This is a genomic window from Singulisphaera rosea (assembly GCF_054877945.1).
This window is the reverse complement of the sequence record NZ_JBTYIP020000002.1, coordinates 201,374-217,135: the sequence shown is the minus strand read 5'-3', so window position 1 is coordinate 217,135 and position 15,762 is coordinate 201,374. Positions and strand designations below refer to the sequence as shown.

Below are 15,762 nucleotides of genomic sequence, written 5' to 3'. Positions count from 1 at the left end.
CCGCTCGACGCCGGGTCGGACTTGCCCGGAGGCGGTCGTCCATCCTGAGGATCAGCCGGGAGGAGAACGGGGCATGGCGAGTCGACTCGGCCTGAAGTGGTTGAACCAAGTTCAGAGTCTCGCGGGCCCGACGCACACCGGTCGTTTGAGCCGATATGCGCTCCTGGCCGCGGAAGTCAACGCCCTCGAGCCCACCCTCGAGAAGGAAACCAACGCCGAGCTCGCCGCACGCAGCCTGGCCCTCAGGCTCAAGGCGAGGCAGGGCGACTCGCTCAATGGTCTGCTCGTCGAGGCGTTCGCCCTCGTCCGCGAGTCCGCGAAGCGGACCATCAAGCAGCGCCACTACGACGTCCAGCTCATCGGCGGGGCCGCCATCCACAATCGCTGCATCGCCGAAATGGAGACGGGCGAGGGAAAAACCCTCGTGGCCACGCTCCCCACGTATCTGAACGCGCTCCAGGGCAAGGGCGTCCACGTTATCACGGTGAACGACTACCTCGCCCATCGCGACGCCGAGTGGATGACGCCGGTCTTCGCACTCCTCGGGATGACGGTCGGCTGCATCCAGACCGGCCAATCCGACCAGGATCGCCGGATCGCGTATGCCAAGGACATCACGTACGGGACGAGCAAGGAATTCGGGTTCGACTTCCTCCGCGACGAGCTGAAGCGTCTCCAACTCGGCGACACGCATCGCAAGTCGTTCGAGCAAGCGTTCCTCGGCCGGGGCAATCAGGCGGAGTCCGAATCCCCGGTTCAGCGGACCCACCACTTCGCCGTGGTGGACGAGGCCGACAGCATCCTGATCGACGAGGCCCGAACGCCTCTCATCATCGGTGCGAACAATCAGCCGACCCAGGAAGAGGCCGCCGCCTACTTCGGCGCCGACGAACTGGCCGCGACCCTGGTCCGCACCAAGGACTTCAAGTACGACCCCGCCGAGCGCAAGGCCGAGCTCAACGCGGCGGGACGCCGGAAGGTCCAGGCCGTCGCCGGGCATTCGTCATTCGTCACATTGACCGTCGACGGGCTCTATGAATACGTCGAACGGGCCTTGCGTGCCCAGATCGCTTACCTGAAGGACCGCGACTACGTCGTCCTCAACGGCGAGATTGTCATCGTGGACGAGTTCACCGGGCGCTTGATGCCGGGACGACAGTGGCAGGACGGGTTGCATCAGGCGATCCAGGCGAAAGAGAAACTCGAGGTCACCCTCGAGACGATCACCGCCGCCCGAGTGACCGTGCAGGACTTCTTCCTCCGCTACAAGAAGCTCGCCGGCATGACCGGGACGGCGTCGTCGGACGCCAGCGAACTGCGCCGGATCTACAAGGTGAACGTCTTCAAGGTCCCGACGAACCGTCGAGGCCGACGCGTCTGGATCCCCGACCGAGTCTTCTCCACCGAGAACGAGAAGTTCCAAGCCGTCGCGGACCAGATCGTCGAGTGGCACAAACTCCAAGTCCCCGTGCTTATCGGTACCCGCTCGATCGAGAAGTCCGAGAAGCTGAGCGCCCTCCTGAACGCCGCGAACATCGAGCACCAGATCCTCAACGCCAAGAATCACGAGATCGAGGCCCAGATCGTCGCCCAGGCCGGCCTGCCCGGCCGCGTCACGGTGGCCACGAACATGGCCGGCCGGGGGACCGACATCAAGCTCATCGAAGAGGTCATCAAGCAAGGCGGCCTGCACGTCATCGGGACCGAGCGTCACGAATCGCGACGAATCGATCGCCAGCTTGCCGGCCGTTGCGCCCGTCAAGGTGACCCCGGATACTGCCAGTTCTTCGTCTCGCTCGAAGACGAGATCGTCGAGGCCTACGGCGAGAAGCCTGCGGTCCGGATCCGCAAGCGATACCGAGACCGTGGCGAGTTGACCAGTTCCAGCATGCGTCGGCTGATGCTTGGGGCCCAGGCGAAGAAGGAACGGCAGCACTTCCGCGACCGAAAGCTCCTGATGAACTACGAGAAGCAACGGGCCGAGATGCGCAAAAACATGGGCCTCAACCCCGTCCTCGGCTGAGCCCGTTCGGAGGCCTTCGTCTCGACCGAAGGCCTCATCCGACCCGACCGGCGTCGAATCACCAGGAGAGTCGTCTCAGCGAAGCGTGGTCTCGTGGTGCCTCACGTCCCGATCGAAGCGGGCGAGGTCGCCGAGATGCGACTTCGCGATCGCCAGACGTTCCTTCGGATCGTTTCGGCCGGCGAGTGCCTCGAAATAGGCGCGGCACTTGGCGAGCTTCGGGATGCTCAACAGGAAATGGACCAGCAGCCAGGCCTCGGCGTAGGCCGTTTGCTTGGTCTCGTCCTGCCAGAAGAGCTTGTCGTCGGTGAGGAGTCGATCGATCGGGATCCATTCGACCCCTTGGGCCCTGTCGTCGCGGAGAACCTTCCGCCAGTTCGTGTTGATCCCACCAAGCTTTGCTGGTCGCCTCGGAGCTCCTCGACGCTTGCCCGTGTTCGGAGGCGGCCAGAGCTCGCCGTACATCGCCAGGCCCTCGCTGAGGGCGACCGGGACGTCCGACTTCCGGTCGAGCAAACCGGTGTTGTACGAGAGCTGGTGGATTGATTCATGAACTAGCGTAAATGAGTTAAGCCGTTCCGGCGACGCCGCGACGTTGCTGAACTCTCCCCCTCGGAAGTCGAAGATGACGAGTTCGTTGGTCTCGACGTCGTAGTGCCCCCCAACGTCCGCTCCCGGGGCTTCCCCCAGGTAGGCCTCATAGGAGGCCTTATCCTTGAGGACGACCATGACCAACTTCTCGACGGGAGTCTTGACGTCGAACCCTTTCGCCTGAAAGTGGCTCAGGAACTCGGTCGTCAACGCTTTGCCGATCTCGAGAGCCCCGTCGAGAAACGTCTCCTTCGCGTCACCGACCGCCAGGTAGGTTTCCGTCTCGCGGGACCGAAAGCCGGTGAGCTTGCTCGCCTTGGCCCGTTCGAGGATGGCGTCCAACGTCTTCGACGGGGTCGGGGCGGTGGCCTTGCCGTCCTCCCCTCGCGCGCGACCGGTCCGCAGGCTGAACCCATAAACGCCCGACGCCAGAATCCACTCCCGGCGCGACCAGAGAGGCTTGGTCGACTTGAGGTCGTTCGGCGGTACGTTCATGGATCGCCTCGTTCGGGAATGGCGGCTCGTCTCGGTCGATCGCGGGCCGATCGCCTCGTCGCTCCTCACTCGAATTATAATTGACGGAGACTCGTCGCACAGCGGACGATCTCCTCCGGGGCGTTGTCGAGCTTACGCCCTTCGAGTACGTTCCACGGTGGAGTGAAGGCTCGGCGAGAGCCTCGCGGCAGCCGTTGGAGAATGCAGCAATGCCCCCCTCGATTCCGGAAGAGACCTCTGGCAGTCCCTCGCTCGCCGACTGGCGACGGCTCCATGCGTTCGGATGGCCGGGTGGTAGCGTCCGGGCCGCGATGGCGATCCTCATCTTCGGTACGCTTTGGGGACACCTCGTCCTTCGACCTGAGCGCGAAGTCCCGGAGTCCTTGCGGGACCTGCTGTTCATCATCCTCGGCCATTACTTCGCCGTCCGAAGCCGTTCCGATGCGGGGGAAGTGCCGGGGCCACCGCCCTTGTTTCTCCCGAGAGGCGCGGTGCGGTTCCTCCTGTTCGCCGGGTCGCTCGTCGTCGGGATCTACCTCTTCCGACGCGGGAGCTTCGCCAAAGCCCAATCGAACCCGGGCGTGCTCACCCTGCTGCTCGTCTTCGGATTCCTCTTCGGCGTCGGGCTCCAGAAGATCTTCGTCATGCTCCGGAAGGAAGGACATCCCCTCCCGCGTTGGCTCGAGGACACCCGGGCCGGCATTTCGCTCCTCGCGGCCATCGCCCTCTGCCTCCTGGTCTGGGACGGCGTCGGGCACATCCTCCCCGCGCAGCTCAACGACGTTACCCATCAATTCAATCTCCAGGGTGGACGATACGGGCCCGAGAACGTGCTGGCCGCGGTCGTCGGCTTCTACTTCGGATCGCGATCCTGATCCACGCATTCCCTGGTCGACATAAATTATGTTCAAAAGTTGATTAGGTAGGCCCTGCCGAAGCGGCAAACTCAATCATGGACAGATGGGCGGGTCTCTGTTGCCTCGCCGCATTGACCGTTGGGACGTGGCTGAGATAAGGTATTTCCTCACGAAACGCGTGCACTGAAACGCCCCAGACTCGCCAAGGAACCGCAATGAGCGCCGACGATCGTCTCCCCCCCTATTATTTGGGGATCGACCTGGGGGGGACGAACATCAAGAGCGGTGTCGTCGACGATCAGGGTCGGCCGCTTTCCTCCATCAGCATGGAAACGCGGGCGATGCGAGGTCCCGAGGAAGGGCTGAGGAACCTCGCCGAGGCGGGTCGACAGGCCGTGGAGGCGAGCGGCCTCACCTGGGACGACATCGCCGCCGTCGGGCTCGGTTCTCCCGGCACGATGGACCTGAAGCAAGGTCTCTTGCTCGACCTCGTGAATCTACCCGGCTGGGTAAACCTGCCGATCCGCCAGCAACTCGGGGATCTCCTCGGCAAGCCGACCACACTCCAGAACGACGCCAACGCCGCGGCCTACGGTGAATTCTGGGTCGGCGCGGGGCGGGACACCGAAAGCCTCGTGCTGTTCACCCTGGGCACGGGGATCGGCTGCGGCATCGTCGACCACGGCCGGATCCTCGAAGGTCAGCACAGCCACGGGGCCGAGTGCGGCCACATGGTGATCCAGGCCGACAACGGAAGGCCGTGCTCCTGCGGCGCCACCGGGCACCTCGAAGCCTACGCCTCCGCCACCTCGGTCGTGAAACGAGCCCGCGAAGCCCTCGTCGGCGACACGACCTCGGTGCTCAACGAGATCGAAAGCCGAGGGGACTTGACCAGTCGGGCGATCGCCGACGCTGGGGCGAGCGGAGATCCCCTGGCCCGACACCTGATGCGAGAAACCGCACGCTACCTCGCGATCGGTGCCGTCTGCCTGATGCACACCGTCGACCCCGACCTCGTCCTCTTCGCCGGCGGCATGATCGCGGCCGGCCCCTCCTTCCTCGAGGACATCCGGGCCGACATCCGCGCGATGGCCTTCCCGACGCTCGCACGCGAGACCCGGATCGACTACGCCAAGCTCGGCGGCGACGCCGGATTCATCGGCGCCGCCGGATGCGCCCGCCAGAAGTTCGGGCCGCCGCGGACCTGATCACCTCGTGTGACGATCCCAAGGCAAATGCCCCCGGACGCCTCATCGCGTCCGCGGGGGCAGCTCGTCCTCATGACCCGGACCCTGGTCGTCCTCACTTCAACGCGCCGACGAACTCAATCTTCTTGGCGTTCCGGAAGTTGACATTCGGCTCGGCGTCCACCCGGAGCTCCTTGTCGGCGAACTTGAGCTTCATCGTGATGATGAAGGGTGTTTCATAGAGGCAAATCTTCAGGGTCAAGGTGTCGGGCTCGGTCCATCCGCCGCTGATGCCGACGGGCTGTTCGGGGAGGTCGGCGAACGCGAGTCGTCCTTTGCGCCAGGCCCCCATCCCGATCGGCGCGCGGTACTCGACGCCATCGCGCTTCAGGACGAGCGTCGCGCCGTCGTCCTTGTCGCCGAGGACAACCCCCAAGGTTTCGAGCTTCTGTTCGTTCGTCGGGAACGCGAACGTCTTCCCCGAAACCTTGGCGGGATCCGCCGTGGTGCTCGAGCCCTCCTGGGGCCGTACGGTGAGGCTCGCGAGCTTGCGCTCGAGGGCCTGCCTCGCGCCGTCGTCGGCGGGGAGTGCCGTGGGCTGGAGAGCCGGGAGGAGTTTGTCCCAGACCAGGTTGAGGACGGCTTGCATGTCCTTGACCCCGCTGGTGATCGCGATCACCGCGTCTTGCTCGGGCAAGACGACGCAGTATTGGCCGAACGCCCCATCGCCGCGGAAGGCTCCGTGGCGGCACCGCCAGAACTGGTAGCCGTAACCTTGGTCCCAATCGCTCTTGGGGTTGCTGCCGTTCGAGGTCTGGCGAGCCGTCGCGGCCTCGATCCAGGCCGCGGGGACCAACGACTTGCCGTGCCAGTTGCCCTTCTGGAGATAGAGCTGGCCGAAGCGGGCGATGTCTTCCGTGCGGATATTCAGGCCGTATCCGCCGAGGCTGACACCCTGCGGGCTGGTGCCCCAGGTGGGATTGGTGATCCCGAGCGGTTCGAAGAGTCTCGGGCGGAGGTAGTCGAGGACCGTCGACCCCGTCACCTTCTGCACGATGGCGGAGAGCATGTAGGTCGCCGGCGTGTTGTACAAGAAGTGGGTCCCGGGCTTGTTGGGGACGGGGTGCGCGATGAAGGTCTTGGTCCAGGCCTGGTCGCCGGTCAATGAGGGCTCGGACTGGTGCCCGGTGGACATCCGCAAGAGGTCATGGACTCGCATCGACTTGAGCTTATCGCTCGGCGAGGAGGGGGCATCCTCGGGGAAGAATTTCAGGACCTCGTCGTCGAGGCTGAGCTTCCCTTCCGAGATCGCGAGGCCCACGGCCGTGGACGTGAAGCTCTTGCTCAGCGAGTAGAGCGAGTGAGGGCTCTCGGCGTTGTAGGGTGTCCACCAGCCCTCCGCCACGACGTGACCGTGACGCAGGAGCATGAAACTGTTCATTGCCTCGATGCGATTGTCGGCCTCCTCGATGAACGAGAGCAGGGCGGCGGATGAGATACCCTGGGCTTCGGGGCTGCTCCTCGGGAGCGCCGAGGAGGTCGGTTCCGCGGCGTAGCCGAGTGTCCCGCAGACCGCGACCGAGACGACCAGACCGAGCATCTTCTTCATGGAGTTAATCCTGGCAGGAGAGTTGTCGAACGCGAGCCCCGAAAAAGCCGACCGGAGGGTCGATCCTCCGATCGGGCCATCGTCTCGAGCGCCGCGACCCTCCGGCCAGTCGAGCCCGCCGAGGCTCAACCCGCGATGGGCGGTCGCGGCTCACGTCGGATCCGCCCCGTCCGGGGTCGGAGCCGACGGCTTTTCCTTTACCGTTTCCTTGGTCTTGGTTTGCTCTTTCTTCTTGGCCGCCTGTTGACGAGCCGCCTTCGCCGCGGCCTTCGGTCGGGCCGCATTGAGGCCGGGCCGAACGGCCTGGAACTCACCGAGGGTCAGGGAGCCATCCCCATCGGCATCCGCCCGCTTGAAGGCGGCGGCGTTGCCGTTGAACTCGTCGCGAGAGAGCTTCTGATCGCCGTCCTTGTCGAGCGTCTTGAACCGGGCCGCCACCGCTCCCGGCCGCGTCTGGGACGTCGTGAACTCACCTCGATCCACGGACCCGTCGCCGTTGGCATCGAGCCGTTTGAAGATCGCGCCGAGGAAGACCTCGAGTCGCGCGAGGTCCTCGCGGTCGAGCGACCCGTTGCCGTCCTTGTCCGCCTTATCGAACCGGTTGGGATTGATCGCGTAGAGGGGCCGCTTCCTCGCCTCCTCTCGGGAGACGGACCCGTCCTCGTCGAGGTCGAGCCGCTCGACAAGGCTTGATACATCGAGGAATTCAGACCTGGAGATCTTCTGATCTCCATTTTTATCGAGCTGCTCGAACGCGTTCCCCGCGGGTCGGGGCGTCTCGCCGAGTTTCGCGCGAAGGCCCTGGATCATGGCGCGATACTCCTTGCGGTCGATCCGCCCATCCTTCCCGGTGTCGGCCTCCTCGACGAGCTTCTCGAAGGCGGGACGCCCCGACTCCGGAATCTCGGCGGGTTCGATAATCCCATCCCCGTCGCCGTCGAGTTGGGTGAAGAGCGAGGGGTCGACCCCATCGAGCTCCTGAGCCCCGGCGATCGTAGTCAGCGCGACCGAGGCGATCAAGCCCCAGGCCAATCCCCGCGTCCTCGACATGAGTCTCCTCCGCAATCGCTGATAAAGGAGGGAGCCCGACAACGTCCCAAGGGCCGACCGATGGCCTCGCGCTCCGCTCCGCTTTCTTTCCTGATCCAACCCCGATGGCGCGGAGAAGTATTCGAGCTCCGATCCACTCACGACCTCACGCTTTCTCGCCGCCCAATCCCTTCTCGCTCTTCCTTGATTTGGAACGCCACCATTGCGTACAATTTGTACACCAGGAGGATCAAGAAAATGGCCTCTCAAACCCTCGCGCCAGAAGCCCGAGCCCGTACGTCGCGATGTCCGAGCTCGCTGTTCTTGTCGATTCGTGAGGACCTCTATCGCCTTCGTTCCCTGGAGTGCGACCCGGAGACCGCCCATCGCGCGTTCCGGCTGCAAAAGGCCGACGGGACACTCTACGACGTGGCCGAGACGCGATTCGGCCCCCGCTGCGACTGCCCGGATTTCATCTTCCGCCGCGACGGCCTCGACCCGTCGGGATGCAAGCACGTCAAGGCCCTCGTCGAACAGGGGCTCATCCACGAAAAACGTATCATATAAATGAGAATTCGAGGCTCGCTCGAGGGGCCGGGCTGGATCGTTGACCTCCCCCCGCGATGGCTCTAGAATCCCTGATGTCGAGTGCGAGCGTCTTCTAACATCGAACCTAGCGCGAGGCATCTCGGGGGCTCCCTCATGGCGCGACCGGAGGCGGTGATTCTCTCGGCCTGCCGGACGCCGATCGGCCGTTATCTCGGCGGGCTCTCGGGCCGATCGGCGATCGAGCTCGGGGTGGTGGCGGCCAAGGGCGCCCTGGCCCGGGCGGCCGTGGACCCGGCCCGGATCGACGAGGCCATCGTCGGCAACGTCCTCTCGAGCGGATTGGGGCAGGCGCCGGCACGGCAGGTGGCGCTCGGGGCAGGGCTCCCGTCGACTTCGAGTGCGCTCACGATCAACATGGTCTGCGGCTCGGGCCTCCGGGCCGTCATGCTCGCCTCCGCCGCGATCCGAGCGGGCGACTCCGAGCTCATCCTGGCCGGCGGCATGGAGAGCATGAGCAATGCTCCACACCTGTTGCGCGGGGCCCGCGGCGGCTGGAAGATCGGCGACCGAGCCCTGGTCGACTCGATGCTCCACGACGGCCTGACCTGCGCGGTGGAAGGGTGGCCGATGGGAGAAGCCGCCGAGCACACAGCTACAACCTGCGGCCTTTCGAGGGCCGACCTCGACGCCTTCGCCCTCGAGAGTCAGCGGAGAGCCGTGGCCGCCCAGGGTTCCGGGGCCTTCGATGCCGAGATCGTGCCGATCGTCCTCGAAGGCCGGAAGGGGGCGTCGACCGTGATCAAGGCCGACGAAGGGCCCCGGGCCGAGACCAGTCCGGAGGCCCTGGCCAAGCTCCCCCCGGCCTTTCGGCCGGAAGGGGTCGTGACGGCGGGCAACTCGTCGACCCTGAGCGACGGCGCGGCGATGGTCGTGGTCGCCTCCGAGACGAAAGCCGCCGAGTTGGGGGCCAGGCCGATTGCCCGAATCGTCGCCTCGGCCGTCTCGGGGCTGGACCCGCGCGACATTTTCCTCGCCCCGATCGGCGCGATGCGAGCGGTCCTCGTCAAAGCGGGCCTCACCCCCGACGCCATCGATCTGTACGAGATCAATGAGGCGTTCGCCTCCCAATTGCTGGGCTGCGTCCGCGGCCTCGAGATCGACCCTGCCAAGGTTAATGTCAATGGCGGGGCGATCGCCCTCGGCCATCCGATCGGGGCGAGCGGGGCGAGGGTGCTGGTGAGCCTGCTGCACGCCCTCGAGCGCCGGGGGCTGACCCGAGGGTTGGCATCCCTCTGTCTCGGCGGGGGGAACGCCGTGGCCATGATCGTCGAGCGCTGCTGAGGCCCGTTCTTTCCCGCTCGGGCGCTCGTGGAGACCCTCCGCGATGACGACTGCCGAAGCACGAGACGCAAGACGTCCCGCGGAACCCGACCTGCGGGCGTTGTCGGCGCGACTTCGCGACGAGGAGTCGGTCATCCGCGAAGGGGGCGGGGCGGAGGCGATCGCCCGGCAACACGCCAAGGGGCGCAAGACGGCCCGAGAGCGGATCGCGGCCCTGGTCGACCCCGGCACGAACCCGCTCGAGCTCGGCCTCTGGGCCGCCTACCAGATGTACGAGGAATGGGGCGGCGCCCCCGGCGCGGGCGTGGTGACGTCCATCGGCCTGGTCGCCGGGCGTCGGGCCATGATCGTCGCGAACGACGCGACCGTGAAGGCGGGCGCCTTCTTCCCGATGACGATCAAGAAGGTCCTCCGGGCCCAGGCGATCGCCGGGCAGAACCGGCTCCCGCTGCTCTACCTCGTCGACTCCTCGGGCGTGTTCCTCCCGCTCCAGGATGAGGTCTTCCCCGACGACGACGACTTCGGCCGGATCTTCCGCAACAACGCCGTCCTGTCGGCCCAAGGGATCCCCCAGATCGCCGCGATCATGGGGAACTGCGTGGCGGGGGGGGCCTATCTCCCCGTGCTCTGCGACACGACCTTGATGACCGAAGGGTCCGGGCTCTACCTCGCCGGGCCGTCCCTCGTGAAAGCAGCGATCGGCCAGGACATCTCCCACGAGGACCTCGGCGGCGCCTCGGTCCATTCGGCGATCAGCGGGACGATCGACTATCACGAACCAGACGACGACGCCTGCCTCGCCCGGCTCCGCAGGCTCGTCGGCTTCCTCCCGGCCGATCCCCCCTCCGCGGTCCACGAGTCGCCCGTCGAAGGCCCCAAGCGTCAGGCCGGCGACCTCTTCCAAATCGTCCGGACCGACCCTTCGGCCCAGTACGACGTCCGCGACCTGCTCGCGGCGCTCGTCGACGCCTCAACCTTCGAGGAATACCGCGCCGAGTATGGCAAGACCCTCGTCTGCGGCTTCGCCAGGCTCGGCGGAATCCCCGTCGGGATCGTGGCCAACCAGCGCCTGAGGTTCCGCCCCGAAGGGGGAGGTCCGTTCCAGTTCGGCGGCGTGATCTACGCCGACAGCGCCGACAAGGCCGCTCGGTTCGTCCTCGACTGCAACCAGGTGCGCCTCCCCTTGTTGTTCATCCAGGACGTAAATGGATTCGACGTCGGACGGGACGCCGAGCGTTCGGGAATCATCCGGCGCGGTGCGAAGCTCGTCAGCGCGATGAGCAACAGCGTGGTACCGAAGCTGACCCTGATCGTCGGGCACTCCTTCGGCGCCGGTCATTATGCACTCTGCGGCAAGGCGTTCGACCCGCGATTCCTCTTCGCCTGGCCAGGCGCCCGATACGCCGTGATGGGCGCCCAGCAGGCGGCCAGGACCATGCTCGACGTCCACCTCGCCACGTTGAAACGGCAAGGGAAGCACGTCGACGACGCCCAACTCGGCAAAATGGCCGACGAACTCCGCGCGCGCTATGATCGCGAGACCGACATCCGTTACGCCGCGGCCCGGGGCTGGGTCGATGCGATCATCGACCCGGCCGAGACCCGCGACGTCTTGATTCAGGCCCTCGACGTCGCGACGCGAAGGCGGGACACGTCGAGCGCACCGCTCGGAGTCTACCAGTCGTAGCCTCGAAGCGTCTCGCGACCCCACTCGAGGAGTGTCCGACATGGCTGGCCGACCCCTTCGAATCGGCAACGGGGCAGGCTTTTGGGGTGACAACCTCGATGCCCCTTACTGGCTGGCCCGCGACGGCGGCCTGGACATCCTGACGCTCGAGTATCTCGCCGAGTTGACGATGGCGATCCTGGCCCACCTCAGGGCCAAGGATCCTGCCGCCGGTTTCGTGACCGACTTCCCCGAGCTTCTCCGCCGGTTGACCCCGCTCCTCCGGGAACAGGGGGAGCTGAAGCTCGTGACGAATGCCGGCGGCCTCAATCCCGTGGCCTGCGCCAAGATTTGCGCCCTGTCCCTCGAGAAAGCAGGGCAGGGGAGTACGCTCCTCGGTGTCGTCACCGGGGACGAGATCCTCGGAGCCATCCCGGGTTGGCTCCTCGACGGCATCGAGCTGGACCACATGGAGACGGGTGAGCCGATCGACGACATCGTCCCTCGGCTCATCAGCGCCAACGCCTATCTCGGTGCGAGCCCCATCGCCAATGCGCTCAGAGGCGGGGCGAGGATCGTCATGACCGGCCGAGTCGCCGACGCCTCGCTGACCCTCGGCCCGGCCGCGGCCCATTTCGGTTGGGCCTGGAACGACTGGGCCTGCCTCGCGGGGGCGACGGTCGCCGGGCACATCATCGAGTGCGGAGCGCAGGCGACCGGAGGGCTCTGGCACCGTTGGGACGAGGTCGAGGATCTTGCCCGAGTCGGGTATCCGATCGCCGTGGTCGACGATGTCGGCTCGAGCGTCATCACCAAGCCCGATGGCTCGGGGGGGCTCGTGTCCCGAGGCACCGTCGCGGAGCAGCTTGTCTACGAGATCGACGACCCCACTTGCTATCGAACTCCCGACATCGACGTCGACCTCACCACGTTAACCTTGGAAGACCGCGGCTCGAACCGGGTCGGAGTCCGAGGGGCGTCCGGCTCGCCGCCCGGAGATCGCCTCAAGGTCTCGGCGGTCTACCGCGACGGTTGGACGGCCAGTGGACTACTCGCAGTCGTCGGGCGAGGGGCCGAGGCCAAAGCCCACGCCGCCGGTTGGATCGTGCTCGAGCGGGTCCGACGCGCCGGATATGAGCTCGAAGACTCGCTCGTCGAATGCCTGGGATCCGGGGGAGTCGTCCCGGGGGTCTTCCACCCGGCCAGTCCCCCCTTCGAGGTCGTTTTGCGAGTCACTGTCCGCGACCCGGACCGGGCGGCCGTCGAACGGTTCTGCCGCGAGTTCGCCCCCCTGGTGACCTCAGGCCCTTCCGGGATTGCCGGTTATGCGACCGGCCGGCCTTCACCCCGTCCTGCGTTCGGTTACTGGCCGACATCGGTCCCACGCTCGCTGGTCGAAGCGACGACCGACGTCCGATCGTCATCGGAGTGGCTGCGTTCCGAGGGACCCTCATGAGCTCGAATATCAATCACTCTCATGGTTTCATTCGACTCGGCGACCTCGCCCACGCGAGGAGCGGAGACAAGGGGAACCGGGCTAACATCGGGGTCGTCGCCAACGACGCCGAGGCTTATGCGTGGCTCGTGGAACATCTGACCGCACCGACGGTCGCCGATTACTTCTCGGGTCTCCAGCCGGGCGAAGTCCGTCGTTACGAATTGCCGAACCTTCATGCGTTGAATTTCGTCCTCGACGACGCGCTCGGCGGGGGCGCGAGCCGATCGCTGAGGCTCGACTCGCAAGGGAAGGCACTGGGGGTTGCACTCCTCGAGCTCAGGCTTCCCTGGCCGGATCGATCCAAGGGGGGGAAATGAGCACGCCACTCGTCTCTCGGTCCGAACACGGCCCCGTCGTCGTCTTGACTTTGAATCGTCCCGAACGCCGGAATGCCCTCTCGCGACAATTGATCGCCGAACTGAGCGACGCGCTCGGCGCGATCGCCCTGGATCAGTCCGCTCGGGCTTTGGTCCTTTCGGCGAACGGCCCCGTCTTTTGCGCGGGGATGGACATGAAGGAGGCCGTCCGACTCGATGCCTCGCCCGAGTCCGAACGTCGCGCCATCGCCGACGTCCAATCGATCGCCGACCTGATCGGGCAGGTCCATCACATGCCCAAGGCGACGATTGCCGCACTCGACGGCGACGCTTTCGCCGGCGGGGCCGGCCTCGCGACCGCCTGCGACTTCGTCATTGCCGATGAACACGTGCGGATCGGATATCCGGAAGTGAAACGAGGTTTGGTGGCCGCGATCGTCATGCACGACCTCGTCCGCCAGGTGGGCGAACGAAGGGCACGGTCACTGCTCCTGACGGGCGAACCCCTCCCGGCTCCGGAAGCCGAACGGATCGGCCTGATCAATCGCGTCGTCACCCGAGGGACGGCCCTGGACGAGGCGATTGCGCTGGGGAAGTCGCTTGTCCAGTCGGCCCCGATCGCCGTCGAAACGACAAAGCGGCTCCTCGCCGAGACCGGAGGACGTCCCCCGAACCTCCGAGGGGCCGCCGCCATCACAGCCGCCATTCGCGTCTCGGAAGAGGCCGACGAGGGGATGCGGGCGTTCCTTGAGAAGCGTCCCCCCCGTTGGGCAACCGACCAGGGATCGACATGAGTCGGTTTCGATAACGACCGTCGATGAGAGTTCGACGCGACCATCACTCGGAATTGACGTCGAGACTTGGAGGAGCCGAGACTCGGGGGACTTTATGACGACGATGGAACAGACTCAGCAACCCTGGGTCGTAAGTGAAACGGTCGGATCCGTGCTCCGCCGGACGGCCCGAGATTTCGGATCGCATGACGCCGTCGTCTTCCCTTCTCTGGGCCTGAGGTGGTCGTGGGGTGAGCTCGATCGTCGCGTCGACCGGATCGCCTCGGCGCTGGTAGCGCGGGGAGTCAAGCCGGGCGAGCACGTCGGAATCTGGTCGATGAACGCTCCCGAGTGGGTGGTCGCCCAGTTCGCGGTGGGCCGCATCGGCGCGGTCCTGGTCAACATCAACCCCGCCTACCGTTCGCACGAGCTGGAACAGGCATTATTCGCGGCCGACGTGGCGACTTTGATCGTCGGCTCCCCGTTCAAGGGATCGAACTTCGTCGAGATGGTCAACGCCCTCTGTCCTGAAGTGGCGTCCACGAGCTCCTTCGGATGGACGTCGGACCGACTCCCCAGGCTCCGCCGGCTCATCACCCTCGACGATCGACCGGGCGTCGGCTGGATCGGCTGGGCCGAGCTCGAGGATGGGGAACGTCACGTCACGACTCCCGGCTGCGAGCACGTCGCGCATCCCGACGCGATCTACAACATCCAGTTCACCTCGGGGACGACCGGTCTCCCCAAAGGGGCCATGCTCACGCACCGGAACGTTTTGTTGAACGCGTTTTACGTCGGCCAGCGTCTCCGTTACGCTCCAGCTGATCGCGTCTGCGTCCCGGTTCCGTTCTACCATTGCTTCGGCTGCGTGCTCGGTACGCTGGTGTGCGCAGTCTACGCTTCGGCCCTGGTGGTGCCGTCGGCGAGCTTCGACGCCGGGGCGACGCTCGCAGCGATCGAGGCCGAGCGCTGCACGTCGATCTACGGGGTCCCGACGATGTTCGCGGCCGAGCTCGACCATCCCGACCGCCCAAGCCGAGATCTCTCGAGCTTGCGTACGGGGATCATGGCGGGGAGTCCTTGCCCGCTCCCGCTCATGACGGCGGTCGTCGAGACGATGGGGGCGACCCAGATGACGATCGGCTACGGCCAGACCGAGGCCTCGCCGATCATCACGCAAACCTCGGTCGATGACCCGCTGGAGGTCCGCGTCGGGACCGTGGGTCGGCCGATCCCGGGTCTCGACGTCCGGCTCTTCGGCGTCACGGGTCGTGAGGAGGTTCATGCGGGACAAGTCGGCGAACTCTGCGTTCGGGGCCACGCCGTGATGGCCGGGTATTATCGCGCCCCAGAAGCCACGGCTCGGGCAATCGACACTGACGGGTGGCTGCACACCGGAGACCTCGCCAGGCGCCGGGAGGATGGGAACTACCGGATCGTCGGGCGGAGCAAAGAGCTCGTTATCCGAGGGGGTGAAAACATTTATCCGCCCGAGGTGGAGGAGTTCCTCCACCACCATCCCGCCGTCTCGGAAGTCGCCGTGCTCGGGCTCCCCGACGCGAAGTTCGGCGAAGTCGTCGCGGTTTGGGTCGTCCCTCGTCCGGGGACAGCGATCCTCGAGGCCGAAATCCGCGAGTATTGTCAGGGGAAGATTGCCCATTTCAAAATCCCCCAATACATTCGCATCGTCGACCAACTCCCCAAGACCGTCACCGGGAAAATCCGCAAGCAGGTCCTCCGAGAGGAGGGGATCGAACACTATGGCCTGACCACTCCGGCCTCGATCCCCACCGCATGAAAGCAACGACGCCCACGAGACTCGGTCCT

13 protein-coding genes are annotated in these 15,762 nt (G+C 65.8%); 10 read left to right on the top strand and 3 right to left on the bottom strand.

All coding sequences use genetic code 11. From position 1 onward, the window contains the following. Nucleotides 1-73: 73 nt before the first annotated feature. Entirely contained in the window at nucleotides 74-2,023 is a 1,950-nt protein-coding gene (locus tag ACYOEI_RS03990) for a preprotein translocase subunit SecA (RefSeq protein ID WP_462848014.1), read from the top strand. Between the two features lie 75 nt (nucleotides 2,024-2,098). Here the strand turns inward: ACYOEI_RS03990 and ACYOEI_RS03985 are convergent, their stop codons facing one another. After that, entirely contained in the window at nucleotides 2,099-3,109 is a 1,011-nt protein-coding gene (locus ACYOEI_RS03985) for a DUF1570 domain-containing protein (RefSeq protein ID WP_462848012.1), read from the bottom strand. Between the two features lie 209 nt (nucleotides 3,110-3,318). On the opposite strand from ACYOEI_RS03985, the gene ACYOEI_RS03980 reads away from it, so the two are divergent. Both ACYOEI_RS03980 and ACYOEI_RS03975 read left to right on the top strand, forming a co-directional pair. Beyond that, nucleotides 3,319-3,984, top strand: a complete 666-nt coding sequence (locus ACYOEI_RS03980; protein WP_462848011.1) for a hypothetical protein — start codon at nucleotides 3,319-3,321, stop codon at nucleotides 3,982-3,984. A gap of 197 nt (nucleotides 3,985-4,181) precedes the next feature. After that, complete coding sequence (locus ACYOEI_RS03975) at nucleotides 4,182-5,174, top strand: ROK family protein (protein ID WP_462848010.1); 993 nt, start codon at nucleotides 4,182-4,184, stop codon at nucleotides 5,172-5,174. A 94-nt stretch (nucleotides 5,175-5,268) separates the two neighbouring features. Here ACYOEI_RS03975 and ACYOEI_RS03970 read toward each other — a convergent pair whose 3' ends face one another. Further along, the gene (locus ACYOEI_RS03970) at nucleotides 5,269-6,762 is read right to left on the bottom strand and encodes a serine hydrolase domain-containing protein (protein ID WP_462848009.1); all 1,494 of its coding nucleotides are present in this window, start codon (nucleotides 6,760-6,762) and stop codon (nucleotides 5,269-5,271) included. A 150-nt stretch (nucleotides 6,763-6,912) separates the two neighbouring features. Next, the gene (locus ACYOEI_RS03965; protein WP_462848007.1) at nucleotides 6,913-7,812 is read right to left on the bottom strand and encodes an EF-hand domain-containing protein; all 900 of its coding nucleotides are present in this window, start codon (nucleotides 7,810-7,812) and stop codon (nucleotides 6,913-6,915) included. 237 nt (nucleotides 7,813-8,049) lie between these two features. On the opposite strand from ACYOEI_RS03965, the gene ACYOEI_RS03960 reads away from it, so the two are divergent. From ACYOEI_RS03960 to ACYOEI_RS03930, 7 genes are all read left to right on the top strand, one after another. Continuing rightward, nucleotides 8,050-8,358 (top strand): hypothetical protein, encoded by a 309-nt coding sequence (locus ACYOEI_RS03960; protein ID WP_462848005.1) that lies wholly within the window; start codon nucleotides 8,050-8,052, stop codon nucleotides 8,356-8,358. Between the two features lie 135 nt (nucleotides 8,359-8,493). Next, nucleotides 8,494-9,681, top strand: coding sequence for an acetyl-CoA C-acetyltransferase (locus tag ACYOEI_RS03955; RefSeq protein ID WP_462848004.1), 1,188 nt, complete (start codon nucleotides 8,494-8,496; stop codon nucleotides 9,679-9,681). A 43-nt stretch (nucleotides 9,682-9,724) separates the two neighbouring features. Beyond that, nucleotides 9,725-11,368 carry an acyl-CoA carboxylase subunit beta gene (locus ACYOEI_RS03950; RefSeq protein ID WP_462848003.1) on the top strand — a complete coding sequence of 548 codons (1,644 nt, stop codon included), beginning with the start codon at nucleotides 9,725-9,727 and terminating at the stop codon, nucleotides 11,366-11,368. Nucleotides 11,369-11,408: 40 nt separating this feature from the next. Then, nucleotides 11,409-12,803 carry an acyclic terpene utilization AtuA family protein gene (locus ACYOEI_RS03945; RefSeq protein WP_462848002.1) on the top strand — a complete coding sequence of 465 codons (1,395 nt, stop codon included), beginning with the start codon at nucleotides 11,409-11,411 and terminating at the stop codon, nucleotides 12,801-12,803. Next, on the top strand, nucleotides 12,800-13,162 hold the full coding sequence (locus tag ACYOEI_RS03940) for an AtuA-related protein (RefSeq protein WP_462848001.1): 363 nt from the start codon (nucleotides 12,800-12,802) through the stop codon (nucleotides 13,160-13,162). The genes ACYOEI_RS03945 and ACYOEI_RS03940 overlap by 4 nt, the downstream gene beginning before the upstream one ends. After that, entirely contained in the window at nucleotides 13,159-13,956 is a 798-nt protein-coding gene (locus ACYOEI_RS03935) for an enoyl-CoA hydratase/isomerase family protein (RefSeq protein WP_462848000.1), read from the top strand. The genes ACYOEI_RS03940 and ACYOEI_RS03935 overlap by 4 nt, the downstream gene beginning before the upstream one ends. Before the next feature lie 94 nt (nucleotides 13,957-14,050). Beyond that, nucleotides 14,051-15,733 carry an AMP-binding protein gene (locus ACYOEI_RS03930; protein WP_462847999.1) on the top strand — a complete coding sequence of 561 codons (1,683 nt, stop codon included), beginning with the start codon at nucleotides 14,051-14,053 and terminating at the stop codon, nucleotides 15,731-15,733. Nucleotides 15,734-15,762: the final 29 nt, after the last annotated feature.